Annotated in this window: 22 protein-coding genes and 1 riboswitch; of the genes, 10 read left to right on the top strand and 12 right to left on the bottom strand. The window is 69.6% G+C overall.

The features are described from left to right. Positions 1 to 9: 9 nt before the first annotated feature. Positions 10 to 142: riboswitch (cobalamin riboswitch) on the bottom strand. A gap of 45 nt (positions 143 to 187) precedes the next feature. After that, positions 188 to 694, bottom strand: coding sequence for a GNAT family N-acetyltransferase (locus EDD90_RS19515; protein ID WP_123974252.1), 507 nt, complete (start codon positions 692 to 694; stop codon positions 188 to 190). A gap of 157 nt (positions 695 to 851) precedes the next feature. On the opposite strand from EDD90_RS19515, the gene EDD90_RS19510 reads away from it, so the two are divergent. Further along, a complete protein-coding gene (locus EDD90_RS19510) occupies positions 852 to 4,478 on the top strand; it encodes an ATP-binding protein (protein ID WP_123974251.1) in 3,627 nt (1,208 codons plus the stop codon). 31 nt (positions 4,479 to 4,509) lie between these two features. On the opposite strand, the gene mctP is transcribed toward EDD90_RS19510, so the two are convergent. From mctP to EDD90_RS19495, 3 genes are all read right to left on the bottom strand, one after another. Then, the gene (gene mctP, locus EDD90_RS19505) at positions 4,510 to 6,138 is read right to left on the bottom strand and encodes a monocarboxylate uptake permease MctP (protein ID WP_123974250.1); all 1,629 of its coding nucleotides are present in this window, start codon (positions 6,136 to 6,138) and stop codon (positions 4,510 to 4,512) included. After that, positions 6,135 to 6,407 (bottom strand): DUF3311 domain-containing protein, encoded by a 273-nt coding sequence (locus EDD90_RS19500; protein WP_123974249.1) that lies wholly within the window; start codon positions 6,405 to 6,407, stop codon positions 6,135 to 6,137. Before EDD90_RS19500 ends, mctP begins: the two co-directional genes overlap by 4 nt. 222 nt (positions 6,408 to 6,629) lie before the next feature. Beyond that, a complete protein-coding gene (locus EDD90_RS19495; RefSeq protein ID WP_123974248.1) occupies positions 6,630 to 7,394 on the bottom strand; it encodes a GntR family transcriptional regulator in 765 nt (254 codons plus the stop codon). 310 nt (positions 7,395 to 7,704) lie between these two features. Here EDD90_RS19495 and EDD90_RS19490 point away from each other — a divergent pair, with 310 nt between their 5' ends. From EDD90_RS19490 to EDD90_RS19475, 4 genes are all read left to right on the top strand, one after another. Next, on the top strand, positions 7,705 to 8,994 hold the full coding sequence (locus EDD90_RS19490; protein WP_123974247.1) for an extracellular solute-binding protein: 1,290 nt from the start codon (positions 7,705 to 7,707) through the stop codon (positions 8,992 to 8,994). 204 nt (positions 8,995 to 9,198) lie between these two features. Next, entirely contained in the window at positions 9,199 to 10,173 is a 975-nt protein-coding gene (locus EDD90_RS19485; RefSeq protein ID WP_123974246.1) for a carbohydrate ABC transporter permease, read from the top strand. Continuing rightward, the gene (locus EDD90_RS19480) at positions 10,170 to 11,009 is read left to right on the top strand and encodes a carbohydrate ABC transporter permease (protein ID WP_123974245.1); all 840 of its coding nucleotides are present in this window, start codon (positions 10,170 to 10,172) and stop codon (positions 11,007 to 11,009) included. The genes EDD90_RS19485 and EDD90_RS19480 overlap by 4 nt, the downstream gene beginning before the upstream one ends. A 9-nt stretch (positions 11,010 to 11,018) precedes the next feature. Beyond that, a complete protein-coding gene (locus EDD90_RS19475) occupies positions 11,019 to 12,503 on the top strand; it encodes a glycoside hydrolase family 3 protein (protein ID WP_123974244.1) in 1,485 nt (494 codons plus the stop codon). A gap of 97 nt (positions 12,504 to 12,600) precedes the next feature. Here EDD90_RS19475 and nagB read toward each other — a convergent pair whose 3' ends face one another. Beyond that, complete coding sequence (gene nagB / locus EDD90_RS19470; protein ID WP_123973602.1) at positions 12,601 to 13,386, bottom strand: glucosamine-6-phosphate deaminase; 786 nt, start codon at positions 13,384 to 13,386, stop codon at positions 12,601 to 12,603. Between the two features lie 601 nt (positions 13,387 to 13,987). On the opposite strand from nagB, the gene EDD90_RS19465 reads away from it, so the two are divergent. Then, positions 13,988 to 15,454 (top strand): sensor histidine kinase, encoded by a 1,467-nt coding sequence (locus EDD90_RS19465; protein WP_185149613.1) that lies wholly within the window; start codon positions 13,988 to 13,990, stop codon positions 15,452 to 15,454. Between the two features lie 169 nt (positions 15,455 to 15,623). Here the strand turns inward: EDD90_RS19465 and EDD90_RS19460 are convergent, their stop codons facing one another. Both EDD90_RS19460 and EDD90_RS19455 read right to left on the bottom strand, forming a co-directional pair. After that, on the bottom strand, positions 15,624 to 15,881 hold the full coding sequence (locus EDD90_RS19460) for a WhiB family transcriptional regulator (protein ID WP_010353616.1): 258 nt from the start codon (positions 15,879 to 15,881) through the stop codon (positions 15,624 to 15,626). A gap of 320 nt (positions 15,882 to 16,201) precedes the next feature. Continuing rightward, positions 16,202 to 17,170: a diacylglycerol kinase family protein gene (locus EDD90_RS19455; protein WP_123974242.1), complete on the bottom strand. Its 969-nt coding sequence runs from the start codon at positions 17,168 to 17,170 to the stop codon at positions 16,202 to 16,204. A gap of 137 nt (positions 17,171 to 17,307) precedes the next feature. Here EDD90_RS19455 and EDD90_RS19450 point away from each other — a divergent pair, with 137 nt between their 5' ends. Continuing rightward, entirely contained in the window at positions 17,308 to 17,748 is a 441-nt protein-coding gene (locus tag EDD90_RS19450) for a hypothetical protein (RefSeq protein ID WP_123974241.1), read from the top strand. A gap of 116 nt (positions 17,749 to 17,864) precedes the next feature. Here EDD90_RS19450 and EDD90_RS19445 read toward each other — a convergent pair whose 3' ends face one another. The 3 genes from EDD90_RS19445 to EDD90_RS19435 form a co-directional block, all read right to left on the bottom strand. Further along, positions 17,865 to 18,974: an RNA polymerase sigma factor SigF gene (locus EDD90_RS19445; RefSeq protein WP_260327944.1), complete on the bottom strand. Its 1,110-nt coding sequence runs from the start codon at positions 18,972 to 18,974 to the stop codon at positions 17,865 to 17,867. A gap of 17 nt (positions 18,975 to 18,991) precedes the next feature. Further along, complete coding sequence (locus EDD90_RS19440; protein WP_004925829.1) at positions 18,992 to 19,405, bottom strand: anti-sigma regulatory factor; 414 nt, start codon at positions 19,403 to 19,405, stop codon at positions 18,992 to 18,994. A gap of 289 nt (positions 19,406 to 19,694) precedes the next feature. Beyond that, on the bottom strand, positions 19,695 to 19,955 hold the full coding sequence (locus EDD90_RS19435) for a UBP-type zinc finger domain-containing protein (protein WP_123974239.1): 261 nt from the start codon (positions 19,953 to 19,955) through the stop codon (positions 19,695 to 19,697). A gap of 61 nt (positions 19,956 to 20,016) precedes the next feature. Here EDD90_RS19435 and EDD90_RS19430 point away from each other — a divergent pair, with 61 nt between their 5' ends. Further along, a complete protein-coding gene (locus EDD90_RS19430; protein WP_123974238.1) occupies positions 20,017 to 21,612 on the top strand; it encodes a Na+/H+ antiporter in 1,596 nt (531 codons plus the stop codon). 36 nt (positions 21,613 to 21,648) lie between these two features. On the opposite strand, the gene EDD90_RS19425 is transcribed toward EDD90_RS19430, so the two are convergent. Both EDD90_RS19425 and EDD90_RS19420 read right to left on the bottom strand, forming a co-directional pair. Continuing rightward, positions 21,649 to 22,530, bottom strand: coding sequence for a 1-aminocyclopropane-1-carboxylate deaminase/D-cysteine desulfhydrase (locus EDD90_RS19425; protein ID WP_123974237.1), 882 nt, complete (start codon positions 22,528 to 22,530; stop codon positions 21,649 to 21,651). Between the two features lie 33 nt (positions 22,531 to 22,563). After that, on the bottom strand, positions 22,564 to 23,154 hold the full coding sequence (locus EDD90_RS19420; RefSeq protein ID WP_123974236.1) for an N-acetylmuramoyl-L-alanine amidase: 591 nt from the start codon (positions 23,152 to 23,154) through the stop codon (positions 22,564 to 22,566). 286 nt (positions 23,155 to 23,440) lie between these two features. On the opposite strand from EDD90_RS19420, the gene EDD90_RS19415 reads away from it, so the two are divergent. Both EDD90_RS19415 and EDD90_RS19410 read left to right on the top strand, forming a co-directional pair. Next, the gene (locus EDD90_RS19415) at positions 23,441 to 24,847 is read left to right on the top strand and encodes a family 2B encapsulin nanocompartment shell protein (protein ID WP_123974235.1); all 1,407 of its coding nucleotides are present in this window, start codon (positions 23,441 to 23,443) and stop codon (positions 24,845 to 24,847) included. A 113-nt stretch (positions 24,848 to 24,960) separates the two neighbouring features. Next, the gene (locus tag EDD90_RS19410; protein WP_123974234.1) at positions 24,961 to 26,061 is read left to right on the top strand and encodes a family 2 encapsulin nanocompartment cargo protein polyprenyl transferase; all 1,101 of its coding nucleotides are present in this window, start codon (positions 24,961 to 24,963) and stop codon (positions 26,059 to 26,061) included. Positions 26,062 to 26,104 lie beyond the last annotated feature (43 nt).

The raw sequence follows: 26,104 nt of genomic DNA, 5'->3' as shown, positions 1-26,104 counted from the left end.
CCGGGCCGGATGGCCGGATGTGCTGTCGGCAGGTCCTCGGACTGACTCCTGCGCACAGATGTGCGCAAGTACACCGTTGCGGGACAGTTCCGGATTCGCACCGGATTCCCCTGTGGTGACAGCGAGCATGAGCATACATCTAGTGCCGGGCTGTCGTGTCACCCCCAGATGTTGTGTCGCGGTGGTGTCAGAGCGTCAGCTGGTAGGTGAGGAGAGTGATGTCGTCCAGCTCCGGCAGCGGATTCCAGTCCCGCTCGGGTGTGCGGACGAAGCCCAGCCGTTCGTAGATCCGGTGGGCGGCGAGCATGGTGCGCTGTGTGGAGAGCACGATGCGGAAGCAACCCGCGGTGGCGCGGGCCCGCTCGACACAGGCGCGTACGAGTGCCTCGCCGGCACCCTGGCCCCGGGCCGCGCGGTCGACCGCGAGCATCCGGATCTCGGCCTCCCCGGGGCGCGCGATGTCGGCCATGGGACCACCGGCGGGGACGAAGGTGACTCCGCCGAGGAGCGCGCCGTTCCGTACGGCCACGAGTATGTCGGCCGCGGCCGCCCGCCCGGCCACGTCTCTCAGCTCGCCCAGGTAGCTGTCGCTCTCCCCGAAGTCGAGAAGGCCGTCCCGGAGGTAGGCCTGAGCGGTGATCTCGCCGAGGGCTTCGTACTCGGCGGCGTCGGCGGGCCGGATCGCGATGTCCATGCCACCGAGTCTGCCGGAGGCCCCCACGGCCCAGCCACGGTGTTTCCGCCGTGATGCGGCCGGGTTGCGGGGAGCGGCGGGAGTGATTCCATGGAACTAGGTGTGGTCGCCCCCTCAGTTCCTTGGCCCCGAGCACAGATCTCGGAAGGAAATCGCCATGACGAGGGTCGTCCGTCACCCGCCCGGCAAGGAGCGACCGCGCGCCGCGCCGATGGCGACACTTGGTCTGAGACGCACGGGCAGCCGGGCCGGACGCCGTCTCGCCCGCCACTGGCACTCCCTGACGATCCGTCTGGAGGCCCGCCGGGGGACCGCCCGCCCCAAGAAGTGGCGCAGATGGGCCTCCTACGCCAATGTCACCAGGCTGATCTGGCTGGTCGCCGTGCTCACGCTGCTCGCGTGGAGCATCGAGGGCCTGTACATCGTGGGAGTGCACCACACCACCCCGTTCGAGCACTGGCGGGAGAAAAGCCAGGCGTTCGACATCGTCTTCAAGTTCGTCGGTCCGATCCTCGCCGCCTCGATCGCCGCCGCGCTCTTCCTGTTCTGGTGGTACCGCTGGACCAAACGGCGTTACCTCACCAAAGCGCTGCGGGACCCCGGCAGACTGGTGCCCACTGCCGGGCCCGACACCGCCGAGATCGTGGGCCGGGAGGAGATCGCCCAGGTCATCGCCGAGCGGCTGCGGGAGCGCGACACCCGTCGGCCGTATCTGCTCGTCGGCGGGGTCGGCGCGGGCAAGACCGCCGTCCTCGTACGGCTCACCGAACTCCTGGCCTGCCAGAACGCCGTACCGGTCCCGATCCGGCTGCGGGACGCAGGCGACGGAGCCGACCTGAACTTCGAACACCTGGCCAAGCGGCGCTTCACCGACGAGGCGCCCAAGGGCATCCTGGCGCGCAGCAAGACCGACCGGGTCTGGCAACAACTCCTCGCCGACGACAAGCCGGTCGTCCTTGCCGACGGGCTGGAAGAGGCCCTTCTGGACGACGGTCAGCAGCAGAACCGGGACAACGTCATCCGCCAGGCCATCGAACGTGCCCACGAGGAGAAGCTTCCCCTGGTCATCGCATCCCGTCCGCACAGTCCGCTGGAGAGCACCTCCGCCGCGATCGTCGAACTGGAGCCGCTCGGCGAGGAGGCGGCGCTGCGCTTCGTCGAAGCGGGCGTACCGGACTCCGACGAGCGTCGGCTCGGCTGGATCGTGGAGACGGCGGAGGTGACCGATTCACCCATCTACCTCCACATCGCCCGTGAACTCCACCGGCGCGGAGCCCTGGAGCAGGATCGCCCGGGCGACGATCCGCGGCACCTGAACGGCCGTGGCCGTGATCGTGCCGCCCTGCGGCTGTGGCTGCTGGACACCTGGGCCGAGGCGCTGTGCGAGGGGAAACTGCGCGAGGACGTCGCGCTGACCCCGCAGGAGCGCCGCGACGCCCTCGAAACGGTCTCGGCTCTGGCCTGCGCCGGACTGCTCCAGGACAAGCTGGAGGTGGACTTCGCCGAACTGCTCGACCCGGAGGTCCTCCACCCCGGGCCGGCGCGGCGTGCCCGGGCGCGGGCGGAGCACATGTGGACCGGCCGTGCCTTCGACCAGTACGGGAAGCGCGGGAACGTCCTCTCCCAGTGGGACCGGCAACACATCTGGGGCGTGCTGTGCCAGCGGCTCAGCGACGAGGAACGCAGACGGCTGAGCGAGGGGAACATGGACCAGTGCCGGGCCGGCCTCGCCCGCCTCACGGCCCATGCGAGCAAGCTCAAGCTGGTGGAGGGCTTCGAGCACCGGGTCCGTTTCCCGCACAGCATCATGCAGGCGTACTTCGGCTGCCGTGTGCTGAACCAGCTGGGGGAGCGGGGTGCCGGCGAACTGGTCGAGCAGGCACTGCAGCCGCCCGGTCCCAGCCGTGAGCTGCTCATCGCCCTGGTGCTGCTGTCCCGCGCGCGGTCGGCGGGCCTTGCGGGGAGGGAGGAGAGCGGGATCCGGGCCGAAATACGCAGGGAGATCGCCGAACTGGTCCGGCAGGCACCCGTGCGGGGCCGCACTCCGGCCCACCGCCTGAGCGCGGCCGCGAGCCGTCGTACGGACGACCCGAAAGCCCTCGACCTCTACGCGGCGGCTCTGGAGATCGAGAGCGGGGAGGAGGATCCGAGACGGCTGGGTGACATCGTCGCCGCGGTGCGCGAGCGCTGGCCCGGCGTCAAGGGCGACCGGCGCACCCTGAGGGACGCGAAGCGGAGGTTGATCAAGCAACTCGGAGCCACGCTGCGCAAGGTCGGCGACCGTATCGACACCACCCCGCTGTACTGGGAGTTCGTCCTGCTGGGCATCGAAGAACCCTCCTACTCCATCCGCTTGGCCGTCGCCCAGGAGATCGGAGCCGGCGGCAACGCGGCGTTCGCCGTGATCCGCGAGCGGGTGGGCCTGAACAGCGATCCCGTGGAGGAGTACAACAACCGTCTCGAGAACCTGAGGGCCCGGAAGAGGCGGGAGTACGAGACGTGGGCCGAGTGTATGGGGCGTGCGAGATCGGCCGGAGCGTCCGGGCGGGCCGCGACGTCCGAGCACATCCGGCGGCTGCAGCACGACCGGCAGGAGCTCAACCGGCGTTACCGTCAGCGGCGGGTGGCTCTCTTCAGGGAGTTCGTGATACGGGCCTGGACGCTCCCGATGCTCCTGGGCTCGGTCGACGAGGTCCACCGCGACGAGGCCCGGGAACGCCTTGCCAAGTGGTTGCGCCACCTGGACCCGAAGTTCACCGGCGGTACCCCCGACCTGCCGCTGCCCCTGGAAGCGGCGCTGGCCCAGGGCTTCAAGTACGCGGCCAACCGACGCCAACGGCACCCCCACACCTACCCGGGCGGTCGCATCGACCTGATCCGCCAGGCGGAGACCGTGCTGCAACAGTCCCGGTGCTGGTACGCGCAACTCAGCCTGCTCCAGGCACTGTGCCTGTGGGAGCTCGCGGACATGGCCGCCGGCTGCGACCGCCAGGGGTACGCCATGCCGGGGCCGAACGGCGGCCGTGCCCGCGGGTCCCGGCCGGTGCAGCCGCGCGGTGGGGCCACCGCCGTACAGACGGTGGAGCGCTGGCTGTCCATGGCGGGCACGGAGAGCGCGGCGCCGGGACAGCCCGGAGAGAACGGCGATCAGGTCCGGCGCCGCCTGCATCCGTTCGTGGCCGAGACGGGTGATCTGGTGGCCCTCGCTCTGGAGACAGGACAGCCCGAACGGTTCCTGTGGATCGACGAGAAGAGTGTCGCCGACAACATCGGTGCCCGCGCCGAGCGCCCCGGGGGCTACCGCAAGGACAACCTGTGGATCCCGCCGTCGGTCGGCTGGAGCACCCTCGACCCGCGCGCCCAGCACCTCGTCGCCGACGTACTGGTCATGCTCAACCTCCTCGAACGCGACGGGCATCCGGACGAGGTCGAGGAACGCATGGCCCGCGCGGAGCAGCTCGGTACGCCACTGCCGCCGTGCATCCGCACGAACCGGGAGCCCCTGCGTCCCGGACTGCGGATCGGCACATCCACCCCGCCCGCACCCGGATCCGCCTGTCTGCCCGACTGCAGGTTCCAGCTCTGCCCGTACCCTCCCCGGGGCTGGTTGCCCCGGGGAGAGATCCGCGAGCCGTTCTGCCGCCAGCAGCAGGCCCTGCTGCCGGGCCGGGTACGCCGTTGGTTCCCCCGGCTCCTGCACCGCAGGACACCGCCCTGGGTGAGCATGCGCGTCCGTGAACTGGATCGTTTCTGGGACGCGATGGCCGGGCGTACGCGCGACTAGCGAGCCGCGCGTGCGCCGGGGCCGGGCCTCGTCAGTGTGCGGATCCCGCGACGGCCGGCGGGAGTTCGACCTGCACGTCCGGGTCGCCCGCGTCCGCCGTGTAGTCCTCCGGGCTGGTCTCGTCCACGCCCTCAGGGGCCTTCAGCGCCTTCAGGGCGAAGGTCAGGACCACCGTCACCACTACGTTCATCACGAACGCCGTCAGGCCGATGTAGCCGATCTCGCCGATGCCCGGGATCTCCTTGGCGCTGCCGCCGAAGTGCTTCTGGGTGGGCGAGGCGACGCCGTACGCCGCGACCGTTCCGTAGACCATGCCCACCGCCCAGCCCGCCAGCAGGGCCCAGCGGTGGAACCAGCGGGTGAACAGGCCGCCCACCAGCGACGGGAAGGTCTGCAGGATCCAGATGCCGCCCAGGAGCTGGAAGTTGATGGCGACCGTCTTGTCCATGGTGAGGACGAAGACCAGCGCGCCCACCTTCACCAGCAGGGACACGAGCTTGGAGACCTGGGCCTCCTGCTTCGGCGTCGCGTCCGGCTTGATGAAGTCCCGGTAGATGTTGCGGGTGAAGAGGTTCGCGGCCGCGATGGACATGATGGCCGCGGGCACCAGGGCACCGATACCGATCGCCGCGAAGGCCACGCCCGCGAACCAGTCCGGGAACATGTTCTCGAACAACTGCGGGATCGCCAGCTGGCCGTTGGTGACCTTGACCCCGGCCGCGATCGCCATGAAGCCGAGCAGGGCCAGCAGGCCCAGCATCAGTGAGTACAGCGGCAGGATCGTGGTGTTGCGGCGGATCACGTCACGGCTCTTGGAGGAGAGCGTCGCGGTGATCGAGTGCGGGTACATGAACAGGGCGAGCGCCGAGCCCAACGCCAGCGTGGCGTACGTCCACTGGGCGGGCTCCGCCGGGGCCAGCGTGCCGCGCGGCTTGCCGGTCGCCGGGTTGGTCTGGGCGAACGCGTGGCCCGCCTTGGCGAAGATGTCGTCGAAGCCGCCCAGCTTGATCGGGATGTAGATGATCGCCACGGCGATGACGAGGTAGATCAGCCCGTCCTTCACGAACGCGATCAGGGCGGGGGCACGGAGGCCGGAGGAGTAGGTGTAGGCCGCGAGGACACCGAAGGCGATGAGCAACGGCAGGTCCTTCACGAACCAGTTGGTGCCGTCGCTGCCGCCGACGCCCATCACGTCGAGCACCGCTTGGATGCCCACGAGCTGCAGCGCGATGTATGGCATCGTTGCCAGGATGCCGGTCAGGGCGACGGCGAACGAGAGCCCCTTGGAGCCGAACCGGCCGCGCACGAAGTCCGAGGTCGTCACATAGCCGTGCTTGTGGGACACCGACCACAGCCGCGGCAGGAACGTGAAGATCAGCGGGTAGACGAGGATCGTGTACGGCACGGCGAAGAAGCCGGCCGCGCCCGCCGCGTAGATCGCCGCCGGTACGGCGACGAAGGTGTACGCCGTGTAGAGGTCGCCGCCGAGCAGGAACCAGGTGACCCAGGTCCCGAACGACCGTCCGCCCAGGCCCCATTCGTCGAGGCTGTGCTCGTTGTCGGCCTTGCGCCAGCGCGCGGCCAGGAAGCCCATGACCGTGACGGCCAGGAAGAAGAAGACGAAGACGCCGAGCGCGACGCCGTTCACACCGTCCTTCACCGCTGCGCACCCCCGGTCGTGCTCCGGGCCTTGCGGGCGCGCTGGTCACGCTCCCACAGCTGGTACGCGGTCACGGTGAGCGCGGTGGAGATCAGCACCCACAGCATCTGGTACCAGTAGAAGAACGGGATCCCGATGAACACCGGGTCCGTCTTGGCGTACGAGCCCACCCACAGCATCGCCACGAAGGGCGCTATCAGGCAGATGGCGATGACGACGCGCACAGGCGTCACCACCGCCGCTTTGGTCACATCGGACGCATCTGACATCTCGCGGCTCCGTCCCCTCACTGACCGTACGGCGATCACCGTTGTTCACCTGTGTAATGCGCAGGCAATCATGGCGAACGCGCAAGGTCAGCGGAAGACCTCATCCGCATATCGGTATGTCGATTCGGTGGAGATGCCGGTGAGGGGGCCGGTTGGGGCCCGGCAGGGGGCCGGTGGGGTTGCCGGTCGACCGGCCGAGGGGGCGGCCGGTCGTGAACCGTCCTAGTCCTGCGGGCGCTTGAGCCGGGCCACGAACTTGTAGCGGTCTCCCCGGTAGACGGACCGCACCCACTCCACCGGCTGGCCCTCGCGGTCCAGGGAGTGCCGGGAGAGCATGAGCATCGGCAGGCCCACGTCGGTACCGAGCAGGCCGGCCTCCCGCGGGGTGGCCAGCGAGGTCTCGATGGTCTCCTCGGCCTCGGCGAGGTGCACGTCGTACACCTCAGCGAGGGCGGTGTAGAGGGACGTGTACTTGACGAGGGAGCGGCGCAGCGCGGGGAAGCGCTTCGCGCTCAGGTGCGTGGTCTCGATGGCCATCGGCTCGCCGTTGGCCATACGCAGCCGCTCGATGCGCAGCACCCGGCCGCCGGCGCTTATGTCGAGCAGGGCGGCCAGCCGGTCGTCGGCGGTGATGTAGCCGATGTCCAGCAGCTGTGAGGTCGGCTCCAGGCCCTGGGCGCGCATGTCCTCGGTGTACGAGGTGAGTTGCAGCGCCTGGGAGACCTTCGGCTTGGCGACGAAGGTGCCCTTGCCCTGGATGCGCTCCAGCCGGCCCTCGACGACGAGTTCCTGGAGGGCCTGGCGGACGGTGGTGCGGGAGGTGTCGAACTCGGCGGCCAGGGTGCGCTCGGGCGGGACGGGGGTACCCGGCGCCTGGGTCTCCGTCATCTCCAGCAGGTGCTTCTTCAGGCGGTAGTACTTGGGCACGCGCGCGGTACGGACGGCTGTCCCGCTCTCGTTCTCCGCACTGCTGACGTCGGTGCTCATGCTCCGCCTTCCCGGCTCCGGCCGTGGGTCACGTCGTGATCCCTTCTGTATACCGTCGCCGCCGCTTTTGGTCTAGTCCACAAAGCCAAGTGGTCTAGCGGACGAGCGTACTCCGCCGACGCTCTTTTCGCTGCCTTCTTACTTAAAGGTTCTTGCATATATAGGTCGCATAACGGCTGGTCAGGGCCGCTTCCGGGTCTCTTGACAGGGCTCGTGGTCTGGTTCAAGCTCCCGGTACTGGTCTACACCATTGGTCCAGTTTCCCGGCCTCATGGCCCGGGGGGTGTGTGGGCATCCTGAGGAGGGTGGCGTGAAGCGCAAGCTGATAGCCGCGATCGGTATCGCGGGCATGGTCGTCTCCATCGCGGCATGTGGCAGTGACAAGAAGGACGGCGGGGACTCCGGCAAGGGGACGGACGCCAAGGAGCTGACCGTCTGGCTCACGGTGGACGCGCAGAACAACTGGCCCGACCTGGTGAAGGCGGCCGACGCGGCCGTGCAGAAGAAGCACCCCGGCATCAAGATCAACCACGAGTACTACGGCTGGCCGGACAAGAACACCAAGCTGGACGCCGTCCTCGCCACGGACAAGACCCCCGACGTGGTCGAGATGGGCAACACCGAGATGCTCGGCTACATGGTCAAGGGCGCCTTCGCCCCCGTCGACGCCTCCCAGTTCACCAGCTCCGACCAGTGGCTCGACGGCCTCAAGGCCTCCGTCACCTACCAGGGCAAGACCTACGGCGTGCCGTACTACGCCGGCGGCCGTGTCGCCAACTGGCGCAAGGACGTCGCCGCCTCGGCCGGCATCAAGACCACGCCGAAGACGTACACCGAGCTGACCGCCGACCTGGACAAGATCCAGAAGAAGGAGGGCGACAAGTTCAGCGCCTGGTACCAGCCGACCCGTGACTGGTACGCGGCGATGTCCTTCGTCTACGACGCCGGCGGCTCCATCGCCGTCGAGAACGGCGGCCAGTGGAAGGGCAACCTCTCCTCGGCCGAGTCCCTCAAGGGTCTCAATGAGTTCAAGAACGTCATCGACAAGTACATGCACGGTGACAAGACCAAGGACGAGTCCGACCGGTACATCGTCTACGGCCAGGGCAAGTCGGCGATGATCTTCGGCGCCGCCTGGGAGGGCGCGACCGCGGCCGACCCGAAGAACGACAAGACCGGCGGCAAGCTGAAGGACAACCTCGTCAACTTCGTGATGCCCGGCCCGTCCGGCAAGAACATGCCGGTCTTCCTCGGCGGTTCCGACCTCGCCATCCCGGTGAAGTCCAAGGCGCAGGGCGTCGCCGCCGAGTGGATCAACGCGTTCACCGGTCCCTCCGGCCAGAAGGGCCTGATGGCCAAGGGCAACCTGCCGAACAACAAGACCGACCTCGCCACGCTGAAGAGCGACCCGGCGACCGCGGTCCCGGCCACCGCGGCCGAGTCCAACTGGTTCGTCCCGATGGCACCGGGCTGGGGGCAGGTCGAGAAGGCTCAGGTCCTGCAGACCATGCTGCAGAACATCGGCACGGGCAAGGAGACGGTCGAGGCGGCCGCCAAGGAAGCCGACGTGGCCATCGACAAGGTCATCAACAGCAAGTAGTCGGTTTGTGGCCGGGCCCGGGCGACGGGGGCGGGTCCGGCCGGTCAGTGATTTCGGAAAGTGCCGCGACCTCTCGGTGGGTTGGTGCCGGTTCGTTGTGGCTGGTCGCGCAGTTCCTCCCCCAACCTTCGGCCGGGGGACCCCCAGCGCCCCTTCGGGGGCGCGCTGCTGCGGGCCTGACTCGATCTGCTTGAGGAGTGCGCGATGAGTGCCGTTGACACGACCACACCCGCCAAGGTGCCGGCACCTCCACCGGACTCCCCGCGACGACCACACACGGACCGGCGCGCCGGCGGGCCCGCCGTTCCCTGGCTGCTGCTCGCGCCCTGTCTGGCGATCCTCGGGCTCGTCCTCGGGTATCCCTTCTACCGGCTGGTCACCCTCTCCTTCCAGGAGTTCGGTCAGTCCCAGCTGTGGGGGTTCAAGCCCGCCGACTGGGTCGGGTTCGGGAACTTCTCCGAGGTGCTGGGCGACACCGAGTTCTGGCAGGTCGTGCTGCGCACGATCGTCTTCGCCGTCGGCTGCGTGGTCTTCACCATGGTCGTCGGCATGCTCATCGCCCTGCTGCTGCAGAGGGTCTCCGGCTGGGTGAAGACCCTGGTCAACATCGTGCTGGTGGCCAGCTGGGGCATGCCGGTCATCGTCGCCACCACGCTCTTCAAGTGGCTCTTCGACTCCGACTACGGCATCCTCAACGCCCTGCTCAGCAAGCTGCCGGGCGTGGAGATGATCGGCCACAACTGGTTCGCCAGCGGGCCGCAGGGGCTGGCCGTGATCATGCTCCTGGTGGTCTGGGGGGCGGTGCCCTTCGTGGTCATCACGCTCAGCGCCGGGCTCACCCAGGTCCCCGCGGAACTGGAGGAGGCGGCCCGCCTCGACGGCGCGGGCGCCTGGGGCGTCTTCCGTTACGTCACGCTGCCCATCCTCAAGCCGATCATCGTGATGCTCACGACGCTCTCGGTCATCTGGGACATGGGCGTCTTCCCGCAGGTCTTCGTGATGCGCGGCGGCCACCCCGAGCCCGAGTTCCAGCTGTTGACCACCTACTCCTACGACCGCGCCTTCGTGGTCAACGACTACGGACAGGGCTCCGCGATCGCCCTGCTCACCGTGCTCCTCCTGCTCGGTGTCGTCGCCGTGTACATGCGCCAGATGCTGAAGATCGGAGAGGTCGAATGAGCACCGTCGCCACCCCTCGCAAGGGGTCCCGCTGGGGCTGGAACATCCTCGGCCTCCTGGTCTTCGTCACCGCGGGCTTCCCCGTCTACTGGATGCTGAACACGGCGTTCAAGCCGGCGAAGGACGCCATCGACCCGGACCCGAGCCTGCTGCCCACGGGCATCACCCTGTCCAACTTCCGCCGCGCCCTGGACATCGCCGACTTCTGGGGTCCGGTGGGCCGCAGCCTCATCGTCTCCCTCTCCGTCGTCGCGATCGGCATGGTCATCGGCCTGCTGGCCGCCCTCGCCATCTCCCGGTTCGCCTTCCGCGGGCGGAAGATCGTGATCGTCGGCATCCTCGCGGTCCAGATGGTCCCGCTGGTCGCCATGATCATCCCGGTCTTCCTGCTCCTCAACGACCTGGACCAGTACGACAAGCTCAGCGGCCTGATCATCACCTACCTGACCTTCATCCTGCCGTTCACGGTGTGGACCCTGCGCGGTTTCATCGTCAACATCCCGAAGGAGCTGGAGGAGGCCGCCATGGTCGACGGCTGCTCCCGCACCGGCGCCTTCATCCGCGTGGTCTTCCCACTGCTCGCCCCGGGCATGGTCGCCACCTCGGTCTACGCCTTCATCCAGGCCTGGAACGAGTACCTCTACGCCCTGATGCTGCTCAGCCAGGAGCACCAGACCGCGACCGTCTGGCTCGCCAACTTCACCACCAAGCACGGCACCGAATACGCCCCGATGATGGCCGGCTCCACCATGATGGCCGTGCCGATCGTCGTCCTGTTCCTCCTCGTCCAGCGCAAGATGGCCGCGGGCCTGACCGCTGGCGCCGTGAAGGGATAACCCCATCCGATGACGACACTCGCCAGCGGCACAGACACGCTCACCCGCGACGCGCTGACGGTCCTGCAGCCCGGCTTCACCGGCACCACCGCCCCCGACTGGCTGCTGCGCCGGCTCGGCGAAGGCCTCGCCTCGGTGGGCCTGTTCGGACGCAACATCACCTCGCCCGAGCAACTCACCGCTCTCACCGCCCAGTTGCGGGCCGAACGCGACGACGTCCTGGTCGCCATCGACGAGGAGGGCGGTGACGTCACCCGCCTTGAGGTGCACACCGGTTCCTCCTTCCCAGGAAACCACGCCCTGGGCGCCGTCGACGACGTGGAGCTGACCCGTCAGGTCGCCCTCGAACTGGGCCGTCGCCTGGCCGCCTGCGGCGTGAACTTCAACTGGGCGCCGTCCGCGGACGTCAACTCCAACGCGGCCAACCCGGTCATCGGCGTCCGCTCCTTCGGCGCCGACCAGGACCTGGTCGCCCGCCACACGGCGGCCTATGTCACCGGCCTCCAGACGGCCGGAGTCGCGGCCTGCACCAAGCACTTCCCGGGCCACGGGGACACAGCCGTCGACTCCCACCTCGACCTGCCCCGCATCGACGCGACGGCCGAGGTCCTGCACTCCCGCGAGCTGGCCCCCTTCCGGGCCGCCATCGCCGCCGGCACCCGCGCCGTCATGAGCGCGCACATCCTGGTCCCCGCCCTGGACCCGGCCCGCCCGGCCACCCTGTCCCACCGCGTCCTCACCGAACTCCTCCGCGGCGAACTCGGCTACGACGGCCTGATCGTCACCGACGGCATGGAGATGCAGGCCATCTCCGCGACCTACGGCATCGAACACGGCAGCGTCCTCGCCCTCGCCGCCGGAGCCGACGCCATCTGCGTGGGCGGCGGTCTGGCGGACGACGAGACGGTACGACGGCTGCGCGACGCCCTGGTCGCGGCGGTCCGCTCCGGCGAGCTACCGGAGGAACGCCTGACGGAGGCGGCGGAACGGGTACGGGTGCTGGCCCGCTGGACGAGGACGGCGGAGTCGGCCCACCCGGACCTCGCGCCCACGGACATCGGCCTTGTCGCGGCCCGCCGCGCGCTCCGTGTGACGCGCGTCGACTCCTTCACGCCCCTGGCCGCAGCCCCCTTCGTCGCCTCCCTCACCCCGGTGGCCAACATCGCCGTGGGCGACGAGACCCCCTGGGGCGTGGCCGCCGAACTGACCCGCCTCCTGCCCGGCACCGAGACCGGCAGCTTCGCGGGCGAGGATGCGGGCCACGCGGCGTTCGTCGCGGCGGGGGACCGCCGTATCGTCGCGGTGGTACGGGACGAACACCGTCACCCGTGGATGGGCCGGGCCCTGGACGTCCTGCTCAAGGCCCGCCCGGACACGATCGTGGTGGAGATGGGCGTACCCCAGGCACCGCCGAGGGGCGCCCTGCACATCGCGACCCACGGCGCGGCGAGGGTGTGCGGTGTGGCAGCGGCGGAAGTAATGGCACCCCGTTAGGCTTCGCGCCCCGATAGGGGTGCGGGGCTGTATTGGATGTGCGGCTACCGCCGCGCGGGCGCGATCCCCCCATCGGCCCGCGCCGGACCCACGACCGCTAGATCCCCTGCCACTCCGGCTTGTTGACAAAGGTGTACCGGAAGTAATCCGCGAGCTTCAGCTTGGAAGCCGCAGCCTCGTCCGCCACGACCGTGGCATGCGGGTGGAGCTGCAACGCCGACGCGGGGCACACCGCGGCAAGCGGCCCTTCGACGGTCGCCGCGACCGCGTCCGCCTTGCCCTCGCCGGTGGCGAGGAGCACCAGGTGCCGTGCCTCCAGGATCGTCCCGATGCCCTGGGTGATCACATGGTGCGGCACCTGGTCGACGTCACCGTCGAAGAACCGGGCGTTGTCGGCACGGGTCTGCTCGGTCAGGGTCTTGATCCGGGTCCGGGAGGCCAGCGAGGAGCAGGGCTCGTTGAACCCGATGTGCCCGTCCGTGCCGATGCCGAGCAGCTGCAGGTCCACACCGCCGGCCCGCGCCAGCCCCGTGTCGTAGGCCTCGCAGGCGGCCTGCACGTCCTCGGCCGTGCCATCCGGGCCGAGGAACGCCTCCATCCCGATCCCGAGGGGCTCCAGCACCTCACGGCGCAGCACCGAACGGTAGGACTCCGGATGCTCGGCCGGCAGGCCCACGTACTCGTCGAGCTGGGCTATGCGCGCCCGCGAGATGTCCACGTCACCGGCGCGCACCTTGGCCGTGAGCGCCCGGTAGACGGGCAGCGGGGTCGAGCCCGTGGCCACCCCGAGCAGCGCGTCCGGCTTGCGCCGCAGCAACCGCGCCATGGCCTCGGCGATCAGCTCGCCACCCGCCGCGACATCCGGAACGATGACAACTTCCACGCTGGGCCTGCCGTTCTGAAGAGGGCTGGGGGTCTGGAGTGCTATGTGGTTTAGACCAATCTGATGGGATCAATCTAACAGAACCAGCCCCTGGCGCCGATGGGTCCGGTGCAGAGAAAGCAGAGATAGGGGACAAGGGTGAGGTTACGTGAATACGTCAGATGGGGTGAATAACGGAAAACTTCCTCGAGGTGGGGCGGGGGCTCCGCCCGGTCCCGGAAAATTGCCCCGGCCATCCGCCCCCACGGCCGACCGCGGCGGGCTAGGCTGCCACCGCACCAACTGTGAACAGACTCCAACGCATGGACACACATCGTGGTCTAGTCCACAATTGCGTAGGTGCATTCTTCCGTCTTCCCCGCACAGGAAGGCGGACCGAGGAACCGGAGCTCTCTGCCCTGACTGCCCCGGATCCTCACCTTCGGCCGACCGGGACCGCACACCCCGCGGCCGTTGCTGCTCCGGGCTGCGGTGCCGGGAGGGTTGAGGGTCCCTCCCAGGCGCCGCGGCCCGCGGGTGTTTCCGGGCCCTTCCGGCTTCCCTGGCCCGCTCTTTTTCGGCCATCCACATACCGCCAGGTACGCTCACAGACGTGCCCTCCATGAACGAACTGGTCCGCCAGCACACCGCCCTCGACGACTCCGACCTCGAGTGGCTGCATCTGCTGGTCTCGGAGTGGCAGCTGCTCTCCGACCTCTCCTTCGCCGACCTGGTCCTGTGGGTCCCCACCCGGGACGGCACTCGGTATGTCTCGGTGGCGCAGATGCGCCCCAACACCGGCCCCACCTCCTACCAGGACGACATGGTCGGCCACCTGGTCCCGCGCGGCCGCCGCCCCATGCTGGACATCGCCCTGGACGAGGGCCGGATCGTCCGCGAGGGCGACCCGGAGTGGCGTGAAGAGGTCCCCGTAAGGGTCGAGTCCATCCCGGTACGGCGTGAGGGCAGGGTCCTCGGGGTCATCGCCCGCAACACCAACCTGCTGACCGTTCGCACCCCGAGCCGCCTTGAGCTCACCTACCTCCAGAGCGCCTCGGACCTGGCGCAGATGATCGCCGCCGGATCGTTTCCCTTCGCCAACCAGCAGGTCGACATGGACGCCTCGCCGCGCGTCGGCGACGGCCTGATCCGGGTGGATGCGGACGGCGTCGTCCAGTACGCCTCCCCGAACGCCCTCTCCGCCTACCACCGCCTCGGCCTCGCCGCCGATCTGCTCGGCCACCACCTGGGCCAGACCACGGCCGAACTCGCCCCGACCAAGGGGCCGGTGGACGAGGCGCTCGCCAAGGTCGCCAGCGGCTGGGCGCCGCGCGAGTTCGAGATCGAGTCCGAGGACGGGGTGATCCAGTTCCGGGCGATCCCGCTCAAGCCCAAGGGCACCCGCATCGGTTCACTGGTGCTGCTCCGGGACGTCACCGAACTGCGGCGCCGTGAGCGGGAATTGATCACCAAGGACGCGACCATCCGGGAGATCCACCACCGGGTGAAGAACAACCTCCAGACGGTCGCCGCGCTGCTGCGCCTCCAGGCCCGGCGTATCGAGTCCGAGCGCGGCCGGGAGGCCCTGGAGGAGGCCGTACGGCGGGTCGGCTCCATCGCGATCGTGCACGAGACGCTGTCCCAGAACCTGGACGAGCGGGTCGAGTTCGACGAGATCGCCGACCGGGTGCTCGCGATGGTCGCCGAGATCTCACCCGGCAAGGTCACCGGCCGGCGCACCGGCCGCTTCGGGATACTCGACGCCGAGGTCGCGACCCCGCTGTCGATGGTTCTCACCGAAATCCTGCAGAACGCCCTGGAACACGGCTTCCGCGAGGGCGACACCGGCAGCGTGGAGGTGACGGCGGTCCGCGGCGGTACCACCAAGGAGGCCCGACTCCTTGTCACCGTCCAGGACGACGGCGTCGGCCTGCCCGAGGGCTTCGACCCGCACCGCTCCGGCAACCTCGGTCTGCAGATCGTACGAACGCTGGTGGAGGGCGAGTTGGGCGGCACGTTCGACATGGTGCCGGCGCCGGAACGGGGGACCCGGGTGATCCTGGACGTGCCGGTGCGCCCGCAGAAGTAGGTCTCCCGGACAGCAAAGAGCCCCGAACCTGGTGGGTTCGGGGCTGCTCGCTCGTTGCTGCTCTCGCTCTTGCTAAGCGCATCGGGGGTACTGCGCGCTGCGGCTCGGGGGCGGGAGATGCGTACTCGCTGTACGCGCCGCCAAGCTCAGGCTAGCGGGGTGGGTCGGGTCAGGCGGTGGCCTGACGGGCCCGGTTGCGGGCGGCACGGCGCTTCATCGCACGACGCTCGTCCTCGCTGAGGCCACCCCAGACGCCGGAGTCCTGGCCGGACTCAAGCGCCCACTGCAGACACTGGTCCATAACAGGACAGCGACGGCAGACGGCCTTGGCTTCCTCGATCTGCAGCAGCGCAGGACCAGTGTTGCCGATGGGGAAGAAGAGCTCGGGGTCTTCCTCGCGGCAAACGGCGTTGTGACGCCAGTCCATGGCTGCTACCTCTCCTTGGTATTACATGCACGTTGCTTGTGAATGTGAACGCTTTCACGAATCCCTCAACAAGTGAAGGGCCGACCGCCAGGTTCCCTGGCAGGGGTCCTGTGAGTTGAAGGGGGATTCCGGTGATCAGTGGAGGCCGGTCTTGCGGGCCGTCCCGATCGCCACGTAGAGCCTCGCAAACCTCAGCGACGGATACAACCCCTTCCGGAAAGTTTTTTTTGATTCCTCGGTGTCGACTGGGTCACAGCCGTACTTCCATGGGGTGGATCCTGGCCTAAACGTTCGAGTGAAAGGACTTTAGCCCGTTCCGCTCACACAATCACACGCAGTGCGCGGCGTACGCCTGTGAACGTCACGCTCGTACGCAGTCCTAGGTGGTCGCCGTCCATCTGGAGGGGGAGGGGCACCTTCGAATGCAAGGTGAACTGGTCCAGGTCGTGCAGGGACACCGCATGCTTTCCATGGGGTCCGCGCTCGGGGGACGAAGTGAGCAACTGTGTGCCATACCGGGCAGCCGCGGCGGTCGACAGACGGCTGAGACCGAGTACGTCGATGCCCTTATCGAACGAGGCCTTAGGCGACGTGTACATCGGGCGATTGCCGAGATACGTCCAGGGCGAGGTGTTCGAGACTATCGCCACGACAAGATCGTTGATCGGGTCGGCGCCGGGCCGCTCAAGGGTGATCGTGCCGCGCCGGCGGTGCTGCTCGCCGAGGAATTGCCGGACGACCTGACGAACGTACAGAGCGTGCGTGGATCTCTTACCGAGCTCGCGCTGCTGTTCGACCCGGCCGACCACGCCGGCGTCGAAGCCGAGCCCCGCGTTGAAGGTGAACCAGCGGGCCGGGACCGCCTCGTCCACGGTGCCGGGCGTGCCCGCGGTCAGACCGAGACCGACGAACCGCTCACGCTTCTCGCGCAGCGCGTCCAGCAGGTCGCCGGTGGCCTCGACGGGGTCGTTGGGCAGACCGAGGGCGCGGGCGAAGACATTGGTGGAGCCGCCGGGGACCACGGCGAGGCCGGGCAGCCGGTCCGGGTCGGGGCCGCCGTGCAGCAGGCCGTTGACCACCTCGTTGACCGTGCCGTCGCCGCCGAGTGCCACGACGAGGTCGATGTCGTCGCTCTCCGCCGCCTGCCGGGCCAGGTCGCGGGCGTGGCCGCGGTACTCGGTGGTGACCGCCTCGAGCTTCACTTCGCTCGCGAGTGCGTGGATCAGGACATCGCGCCTACGTGCGCTTGTGGTGGTTGCCGCCGGATTGACCACGAGAAGTGCACGCATGGATTGCAGCGTACCTACTGGGAAGTACCCGGCCCAGACCGAGTTAGGGATCGGGTAAGAGAAAGGGGCGTGAGTCTGAACACGTGTCCCCGCGGGGCCGCGGCCGGCGTTCCGGGGCGAGGGCTACTCTTCTCGGCGTGAGCGATGCGCCTACGGCTGAGAAGGCCGATGTGACCGACGGACCCCGTCCGCGGCGGCTGACGTATGCCGCCGCGCTGGCCGGGCTGGAAGGGCTGGCACTGGTGGCCGGCGGGGTGTGGATGCTCGTGCTCGGGCTCACCGGGTCGCCGGACGACCGGGGGCAGGCGGTCACCGGGGGCGTCACCGTGATCGTGCTGGCGCTGCTGCCGTTGCTCGCCGCGCGCGGGTTGCTGCTGCGGAAGAGCTGGAGCCGGGGGCCGGCGGTGATCACGCAGATCATGGCGTTGCCGGTGGCCTACAACCTGCTGCAGGCCGACAGCATCGCGATCCCGGTGGGGATCGCTCTCGCGGTGGTCTCGATCGCCTCGCTGGTGTTGCTCGTGAACTCGGCTACTACCCAGGCCCTTGGAATCAAGGGGCCGGGGCGCAGTAGCTGATCTGCGGGCCGGTGGGGGTTGGTCGCGCCCACGCGGCGGAGCCGCATATGAATACAGCCGCGCGCCCCTTTCGGGGCGCTTCAGTGCGGGGCGTCGTGAAGACCGGGCCGACGGGCCTACTCCTCGACCAGCAGCTTTTCCCGGAGCTGAGCCAAGGTCCTCGCCAGCAGCCGTGAGACGTGCATCTGGGAGATGCCGACCTCCTGGGCGATCTGGGACTGGGTCATGTTGCCGAAGAAGCGGAGGAGAAGGATCCGCTTCTCCCGGGGCGGGAGGTCTTCCAGGAGCGGCTTGAGGGACTCGCGGTACTCGACGCCCTCCAGGGCCTCGTCCTCCGCGCCGAGCGTGTCGGCGACCGCAGGGGACTCGTCGTCGGTGTCGGGGACGTCCAGGGACAGCGTGGAGTACGCGTTGGCCGACTCCAGACCCTCCAGGACCTCCTCCTCGGAGATCGCGAGCTTCTCGGCCAGTTCGTGGACCGTGGGGGAGCGGCCGTGCTGCTGGGACAGCTCCGCGGTGGCGGTCGTCAGAGCGAGGCGCAGCTCCTGCAGCCGGCGCGGTACGCGGACCGCCCAGCCCTTGTCGCGGAAGTGACGCTTGATCTCGCCGACCACGGTCGGGGTGGCGTATGTGGAGAACTCCACGCCCCGGTCCGGGTCGAAACGGTCGACCGACTTGATCAGGCCGATGGTGGCGACCTGGGTGAGGTCGTCCAGCGGCTCGCCGCGGTTGCGGAACCGGCGCGCGAGGTGCTCGACGAGCGGCAGATGCATCCGGACCAGCCGATTGCGCAGTTCCGCGTACTCGGCGCTGCCCTCCTTCAGCGTGCGCAGCTCGACGAACAAGGCGCGCGCCCCGCTGCGGTCCTGAGGTGTGTGCTGGGTCGCCTGCACGACCTCCGCGGCCAGCGCCTGGTCCTCGGCGTATCGCTCGTGCTCGCTCATCGTCCCGCCCGTTGCCCTTCCACGAGCCCTCGCCGCCTCCGCCACTCTCGACTTCGCCTGAGCGGGGGCACCCCCATGGTCCAGGGCCGCGACCCCGTTCCGCTCGTCCGGAGGCGTGCTCTGCACGGCACCGTCCGGGCCGAGCTGCGCGGAGGGGTCCTCCGGGTGCTGCCTGGCCTGTTCCGGGATGCCGTCGATGCCGTCAGCCATGCGGCGGGAGCCGGCCTCGGGGCCTTCGCCCCCGGCCGGCAGCCCCCGTGTGCCGCGTTCTTCGTCCCGCACCGGCCCGTCCCCGTTCCTCACGCCGGCCCGGGTCCCGCGCCGCGCTGTTTGTACAGGCTGATCGACACGGTCTTGTCCTCGTCGACGGCCGACGACACCTTGCCCGCGAGGGCCGAGAGCACGGTCCAGGCGAAGGTGTCGCGCGAAGGGGCGTGGCCGTCGGTGGTCGGGGCGGAAACCGTGACCTCCAGCGAATCGTCGACGAGGCGGAAGACGCAACTGAGCACCGAGCCGGGAACGGCCTGCTGGAGCAGGATCGCGCAGGCCTCGTCCACTGCGATGCGCAGGTCCTCGATCTCGTCCAGGGTGAAGTCCAAGCGGGCGGCGAGACCGGCCGTGGCCGTGCGCAGCACCGACAGGTAGGCACCCGCAGCCGGCAGCCGGACTTCCACGAAGTCCTGGGTCGCGGGCTCGCCTGCGATCTGGGACACCCTCACCTCCATGGTGGTACAAGCTATTCGGGGCCGAGGGTCGCCCCCCGGGGTAACGCACTACGTGGTTCAGCGGTGACGCTACCGCGCTCCGAACTTTTCTGTCCCCGGGACCCCAACCCCCTGGCGTCACTCACAGTAAACCTGTGGATACGCTCCGTGTCTAGGGGGTTGCCCTGCCCAATTGGGAAGAGCGCGCGCCGGGTTGACGTACCCCGGCGTCGAACCGTCGAATCGTCGGTGCGGCGTACTTCACCAGCCGTAGTGCAGTGTCACACGAGGTGCAGTGTCACACGAGGACGTGGTCCACGAAGCACCAGCGCCAGTCCTCGCCGGGTTCGAAGGTCCGCATCACCGGGTGACCGGAAGTCTCGTGGTGACCGGTCGCGTGTCTTCCCCGCGAGGAATCGCAACAGCCGACGTGGCCACAGGTCAGACAGAGCCGCAGCTGGACCGGGTGCCAGCCCTTGGCGAGACACTCCGGGCAAGTCTCGTTCAGCGGCTCGGGTTCCGGGTGCGGCAGCGCGTCGCGGTGCGTGCACTGTTTCATGATTGCCAGATTACGACGGGCGTGCGGGTGGCCGCGCGGAAAACGAGGGTGGGCGAGGACCATGGACGTGATGCCACTGCTGTTGCTGGTGGCGGGGAGCGCCGCGATCGCCGGTGCGGCCCGGCGCACTCCGGTGCCGGCGCCCCTGCTGCTGGTCGCGGTCGGACTGCTGGTGTCGTACGTCCCCGGAGTCCCGGACTACACCCTCGACCCGGAGATCGTGCTGCCACTGGTGCTGCCCCCGCTGCTGTACAAGGAGGGCACCGAGAGTTCGTATCTCGACCTGCGGGCGAACATGCGGCCGGTGGCGCTGCTGTCGGTGGGATACGTCCTGTTCGCCACCTTCGTCGTCGGCTGGGCCGCCTACGCGATCGTGCCCGGACTGCCGCTGCCCGCCGCGCTCGCGCTGGGCGCGGTCGTGGCGCCCACGGACGCGGTCGCGGCCGCCGCGATCGCCCGCCGGGTGGGGCTGCCGTCCCGGCTCACCACGATCCTGCAGGGCGAGTCCCTGCTGAACGACGCCACGGCGATCACCGCCTACCGGGTGGCCGTCGCGGCCGCCCTCGGCGAGGGCGCGTCCTGGGTCGACGGAATCGGCGAGTTCCTGCTGGCCGCGTTCGGCGGCGTGGTGGTCGGTGTGCTGCTTATGGTGCCGATCCACTGGCTGCGTACGCATCTGAGGGAGCCCCTGCTCCAGAACACGCTGTCGCTGCTGATCCCGTTCGTCGCCTACGCCGTCGCCGAGCAGTTCCACGCCTCCGGTGTACTGGCGGTCGTGGTGGTCGCCCTCTATCTCGGCCACCGCGCCTGGGAGGTCGACTTCGCCACCCGTCTCCAGGAGGAGGCGGTGTGGCGGATGGTGGCGTTCCTGCTGGAATCGGCGGTCTTCGCCCTGATCGGACTGCAGCTGCCGGTGGTCCTCAAGGGCCTCGGGGCGTACGAGGGCATCGACGCCGCCTGGTACGCGATCGCCCTCTTCGTCGTGGTGGTCGCGGCCCGGTTCGTGTGGATCTACCCGGCCGCGTTCCTGCCACGGCTGCTGTCCCGGCGGATCCGCGAGCGGGAGGACAACCCCACCTGGAGAAGCCCCGTCGTCGCGTCCTGGGCGGCCATGCGGGGCGTGGTCTCCCTGGCCATCGCCTTCTCGCTGCCGCTCACCGTGCACGGCGGCGGCGCGTTCCCGCAGCGCAACCTGATCCTGTTCCTGACCTTCACCACCGTCATCGGAACCCTCGTGGTCCAGGGCCTCAGCCTGGCCCCGCTGATCCGCCTCATGAAGTTCCCGCCCCGGGACGTGCAGGCCGAGACCCTCGCCGAGGCGAACGCCCAGGCGCAGGCATCCCGCGCGGCCGAGAACCGGCTCGACGAGCTCCTCTCCGACGACCGCAACGAACTCCCGCCGCCCCTCGCCGACCGCCTCCGCACGGTCCTGGAACGCCGCCGCAACGCCGTCTGGGAGCGCCTCGGCCAGACCAACCCCGTCACCGGCGAGACGGTCGACGACACGTACCGCAGGCTGTCCCGCGAGATGATCAGCGCCGAGCGCGAGGTCTTCGTCCGCCTCCGGGACCACCGCTACATCGACGACGAGATGCTCCGCACGCTGCTGCGCCGACTGGACCTGGAGGAGGCGGCTGCGTACCGGGAGGCGGCGTGAGCCGGAAGCCGTCGGCAGGCCGCTCCCACGCGCCGGTCAGGCCGTGATCACGGCCGCCACGGCCGTCCCCCGCCCGAACGCCCCTTGCTGCGCCATCGTCACGAGTCCGTACAGCAGCTTGGCCACGTACAACCGCTCCACCCGCACCCCGTGCCGGTCCTCGAAGTCCTCCGCGAAGGCGTGGAGTTCCGGTGTCGTACGCCCGTATCCGCCGAAGTGGAACCGCTCGTCGAGCGACCATTGCCCCCGCCGCCCCCCGAACGCCTCCACCTGAAGTCTCGCTATCTCCCCCGCCAGAAAACCGCCCTTGAGCACCGGCACCCCCAACGCCCGCCGGTCCGGCCCCAGTCCGGCGGCCAGCCCGGCCAGCGTGCCCCCGGTGCCGCACGCGACCGCCACCACGTCGGCCCGCCCTCGCAACTCCTCGCCCAGGGCCCGGCACCCTCGTACGGCCGCCGCGTTGCTGCCGCCCTCCGGCACCACATACGCGTCCTCGGCGCCCGCCGCCCGCAGCAGAGCGGCCAGCACCTCCGGCTCGGCCTTGCGCCGATAGGCCGGCCGGTCGACGAAGTGCAGTCGCATCCCGTCGGCCGCACACCGGGCGAGGGACGGATTCAAGGGCCGGCCGGCCAGTTCCTCGCCCCGTACCACTCCCGTCGTGGGGAAGCCGAGGAGGCGGCCGGCGGCGGCCGTCGCCCGCAGATGGTTGGAGTACGCGCCGCCGAACGTGAGGACCGGCCGGCCCGCCGCCGCCTCGATGTTCGGGACCAGCTTGCGCCACTTGTTGCCGATCAGGTCCGGGTGGATCAGGTCGTCCCGCTTGAGGAGGAGGCGGACGCCGTGACGGGCGAAACGGTCGTCGGTCACCTCGTCGAGGGGCGAGGGGAGCCGGGGGGTGAGTATGTCGGCGCTGGTCACGTCGTCATTGTCGCCCGGGGTACCGGTGCGGGCTCACTTCAGGCGGTCCCGGACACGGGCGCGCAGCCAGGCCATCGTGAAGCCGCGGGGGTCCGCCTTCCCCGGCTGCCACTCCGCGTGCCCGATCACCGACCGTTCCGACCAGCCGTGCCGCCGGCACACCGCCGCGGCCACCTTCTCTATCGCGTCCAGCTGAGCCTGCGGCCAGGGGTCCGCGCCGTCGCCCGGGTTCTCGCACTCGAAGCCGTAGAAGTGCCGGTTGCCGTCGGTGTTCGCCTCGTTGTCCGGCGGCAGGGCCTTCTCGGCGATCACCGCACGCAGGACGTCGTCGTCGCCGAGGCCCGCGTGGTTGGCACGGCCGTAGCCGACGAGGTGGACCGTGCCGTCCTTCGTGACGACCCCGTGGCAGAGCGGGCCGGGGAGACCGGGGCGCCCGTCGCGGCAGAGCCGGACCGTGTGTTCGGCGCCATGGGTCACCGTGTGGTGGATCATCACGCCGTGGACGGGGCCCCAGGGGCCCTTGTGGTTCCGGTTGTGTTCCCTCCAGTCGCCGACCTCGACGACCCTGACGCCCGTGCTCCGCAGCGTGTCGAGGAAAGCATCCGCGGACATGGGTGGGGCCATGACTGCCTCCTTCGCATTCGTGCCGGCCTGTCATGGAACTTCTACAGAAGTCGGTCTTTTCGGACCAGACTCCTCAAGTCCGTTCGTATCGCGTGCGAACTGATCAGGACAAGTCCGTATATCACGGGCTCCGTATCGCGCAATCGCTCGGCATGCCCAGTAGTCCGATGATCTATTCCCGCTCTTTCGGGTAATGGTCCAGACACGCTCGGTGATGACAGGGTGGCCCGTGAGACCGATGCGCGGGCAGTTCGGCGCCCGCGCAGGTATGGGAGGGCATTTCCTTATGTCGGTAGGCGAAGAGGTCCGCACGGATCAGGGCAAGCCGCAGCAGTCTCTGGACACGGCGGCAGCGCGGAACCTGGCCACCACCACCAAGTCCGCACCACAGATGCAGGAGATCAGCTCGCGCTGGCTGCTGCGCACGTTGCCATGGGTCGACGTCCAGGGCGGTACCTACCGGGTGAACCGGCGGCTCACCTACACGGTCGGCGACGGCCGTATCACGTTCGTGAAGACCGGCGACCGTGTCGAGGTCATCCCCGCGGAACTGGGCGAGCTGCCGGTCCTGCGGGCGTACGAGGACGACGCGGTGCTGGGCGAGCTGGCCCAGCGCTGCCGGCAGCGCGACTTCGCCCCGGGCGAGGTCATCGCCTCGTTCGGCAACCAGACGGACGAGGTGTACCTGCTCGCCCACGGCCGCGTGGAGAAGATCGGCACTGGCCCGTACGGCGACGACGCGGTGCTCGGCGTCCTCGCCGACGGCGCGTACTTCGGCGAGGCGGGCCTGCTCGACCCCGACGCCATCTGGGAGTACACGGCCCGCGCGGACACCGCCTGCACCGTGCTGACCCTGTCCCGGCAGGACTTCGAGCAGGTCGCGGAGCGCGCCGACTCGCTGCGCGAGCACCTTCAGGAGCTGCGCGCGATCCCCGAGCAGCGCACCAACAAGTACGGCGAGAAGGAGGTCGCCCTGGCGGCCGGGCACAGCGGCGAGCCCGACATCCCGCACACCTTCGTCGACTACGAGGCCCGGCCGCGTGAGTACGAACTGAGCATCGCCCAGACCGTGCTGCGCATCCACACCCGGGTGGCCGACCTCTACAACCAGCCGATGAACCAGACCGAGCAGCAGCTGCGGCTCACCGTCGAGGCGTTGAAGGAGCGCCAGGAGCACGAGCTCATCAACAACCGGGAGTTCGGCCTGCTCAGCAACTGCCAGTACGACCAGCGGCTGCAGCCGCACGACGGCGTGCCCAGCCCGGACGACATGGACGAGCTGCTCAGCCGCCGGCGCGGCACCAAGCTCTTCCTCGCCCACCCGCGCGCGATCGCCGCCTTCGGGCGAGAGCTCAACAAGCGCGGACTGGTCCCGGAGAGCGTCGAGATCGGCGGCAACCGCATCCCGACCTGGCGCGGAGTCCCGATCTACCCGTGCAACAAGATCCCGGTGACCGAGGCCCGGACCACCTCGATCATCGCCATGCGTACGGGCGAGGCCGACCAGGGGGTCATCGGACTGCGGCAGTCCGGGCTCCCCGACGAGATCGAGCCGAGTCTCTCGGTCCGCTTCATGGGCATCAACGAGCAGGCGATCATCAATTACCTGGTCACGGCCTACTACTCGGCCGCCGTCCTGGTCCCGGACGCCCTCGGCGTGCTGGAGAACGTCGAAATCGGCCGCTGGAGGTGACGTTTCCGCACTTGGTGGCCGTGTCCCCGCCCTCCGGGGCGGGTACACCCTCGGGGTACGTGCCGAGCCGGGGCGGACACGCCACCGTATGCGCACTCCGCGAGGGGGAGGTCATGGCCGAGTTCGTGACGGAGAGGCAGGAGCGTTCCGCGGGGGTGCCGCCGGAGCACGCCGAGCCGCTCGACGGTGGCGAGGCGGTGGCGATACTGGAGCGTGCCCGGGCGTCCGTCGACCCCGAACTGCGTGCTGCCGTCGAGTCGTTGCCCGGTTCGATGCGGCGGATCGCGCGCTACCACCTCGGATGGGAGCACGCGGACGGCACTGAGGCCTCCGGCAACGCGGGCAAGGCCATCCGGCCCGCGCTGGTCCTCGCCGCCGCCGACGCGCTCGGCGGCCCGGGGGCCCGGGTGGCCGCCGTACGGGCCGCGGCGGCCGTGGAGCTGGTGCACAACTTCACACTGCTGCACGACGACGTCATGGACCGGGACACCTCCCGCAGGCACCGGCCCACGGCCTGGACCGTGTTCGGCGACGCCGACGCGATCCTCGCCGGGGACGCCCTCCAGGCGCTGGCCCTGCGGCTGCTCGCCGAGGACCCGCACCCCGCGTCAGGCGCGGCCGCCGCCCGGCTCGCGGACTGCGTCCTCGAACTGTGCGCCGGGCAGCACGCGGACACGGCCATGGAGAACCGGGCCCCCGACGAGGTCACCCTCGACGAGGTGCTCACCATGGCCGAAGCCAAGACCGGGGCCCTGCTCGGCTGCGCCTGCGCCCTTGGCGCGCTGTACGCGGGTGGGGGAGACGACGAGGTGGCGGCCCTCGACGGCTTCGGCCGACAGGCCGGACTCGCCTTCCAGCTGATCGACGACGTCATCGGGATATGGGGTGACCCCCGGCGCACCGGCAAGCCGGCCGGTGCCGACCTGGCGGCCCGCAAGAAGTCCCTGCCGGTCGTCGCGGCGCTCGCCTCCGGCACGCCGGCCGCGGCCGAGCTCGCCGAGCTGTACGCCGAGCCGCATGTGCGGGCCGACACCGACGCGATCGCGCGTACCGCACTGGCCGTGGAGCGGGCGGGCGGCAGGGACTGGGCGCAGGCCGAGGCGGCCGACCGGATGGCCCGGGCGATGCAGGAGCTCGCCCGCGCCGTGCCCGACCCCGAGCCGGCCGGAGGCCTGCTCGCGCTCGCCGAATTCGTGACCCGGCGCAGCAGGTGAAGACCCCGGAGTCCCCGGGACCGCGCGGCTCCTGACCCCGCAC

The sequence above is a fragment of the Streptomyces sp. Ag109_O5-1 genome (assembly GCF_003814875.1).
Lineage (GTDB): Bacteria > Actinomycetota > Actinomycetes > Streptomycetales > Streptomycetaceae > Streptomyces > Streptomyces sasae.
This window is presented reverse-complemented; position numbering and strand designations above follow the sequence as displayed.

Bases quoted from the DNA above. Each gene is read 5' to 3' on its own strand.
- EDD90_RS19500 (WP_123974249.1), bottom strand. From the start codon at position 6,407: ATGTCAGATGCGTCCGATGTGACCAAAGCGGCGGTGGTGACGCCTGTG.
- EDD90_RS19420 (WP_123974236.1), bottom strand. From the start codon at position 23,154: ATGGCCCCACCCATGTCCGCGGATGCTTTCCTCGACACGCTGCGGAGC.
- EDD90_RS19465 (WP_185149613.1), top strand. From the start codon at position 13,988: ATGAACGAACTGGTCCGCCAGCACACCGCCCTCGACGACTCCGACCTC.
- EDD90_RS19410 (WP_123974234.1), top strand. From the start codon at position 24,961: ATGGCCGAGTTCGTGACGGAGAGGCAGGAGCGTTCCGCGGGGGTGCCG.
- EDD90_RS19415 (WP_123974235.1), top strand. From the start codon at position 23,441: ATGTCGGTAGGCGAAGAGGTCCGCACGGATCAGGGCAAGCCGCAGCAG.
- EDD90_RS19460 (WP_010353616.1), bottom strand. From the start codon at position 15,881: ATGGACTGGCGTCACAACGCCGTTTGCCGCGAGGAAGACCCCGAGCTC.
- EDD90_RS19475 (WP_123974244.1), top strand. From the start codon at position 11,019: ATGACGACACTCGCCAGCGGCACAGACACGCTCACCCGCGACGCGCTG.
- EDD90_RS19495 (WP_123974248.1), bottom strand. From the start codon at position 7,394: ATGAGCACCGACGTCAGCAGTGCGGAGAACGAGAGCGGGACAGCCGTC.
- EDD90_RS19455 (WP_123974242.1), bottom strand. From the start codon at position 17,170: ATGCGTGCACTTCTCGTGGTCAATCCGGCGGCAACCACCACAAGCGCA.
- EDD90_RS19435 (WP_123974239.1), bottom strand. From the start codon at position 19,955: ATGAAACAGTGCACGCACCGCGACGCGCTGCCGCACCCGGAACCCGAG.
- EDD90_RS19485 (WP_123974246.1), top strand. From the start codon at position 9,199: ATGAGTGCCGTTGACACGACCACACCCGCCAAGGTGCCGGCACCTCCA.
- EDD90_RS19510 (WP_123974251.1), top strand. From the start codon at position 852: ATGACGAGGGTCGTCCGTCACCCGCCCGGCAAGGAGCGACCGCGCGCC.
- EDD90_RS19515 (WP_123974252.1), bottom strand. From the start codon at position 694: ATGGACATCGCGATCCGGCCCGCCGACGCCGCCGAGTACGAAGCCCTC.
- EDD90_RS19480 (WP_123974245.1), top strand. From the start codon at position 10,170: ATGAGCACCGTCGCCACCCCTCGCAAGGGGTCCCGCTGGGGCTGGAAC.
- EDD90_RS19430 (WP_123974238.1), top strand. From the start codon at position 20,017: ATGGACGTGATGCCACTGCTGTTGCTGGTGGCGGGGAGCGCCGCGATC.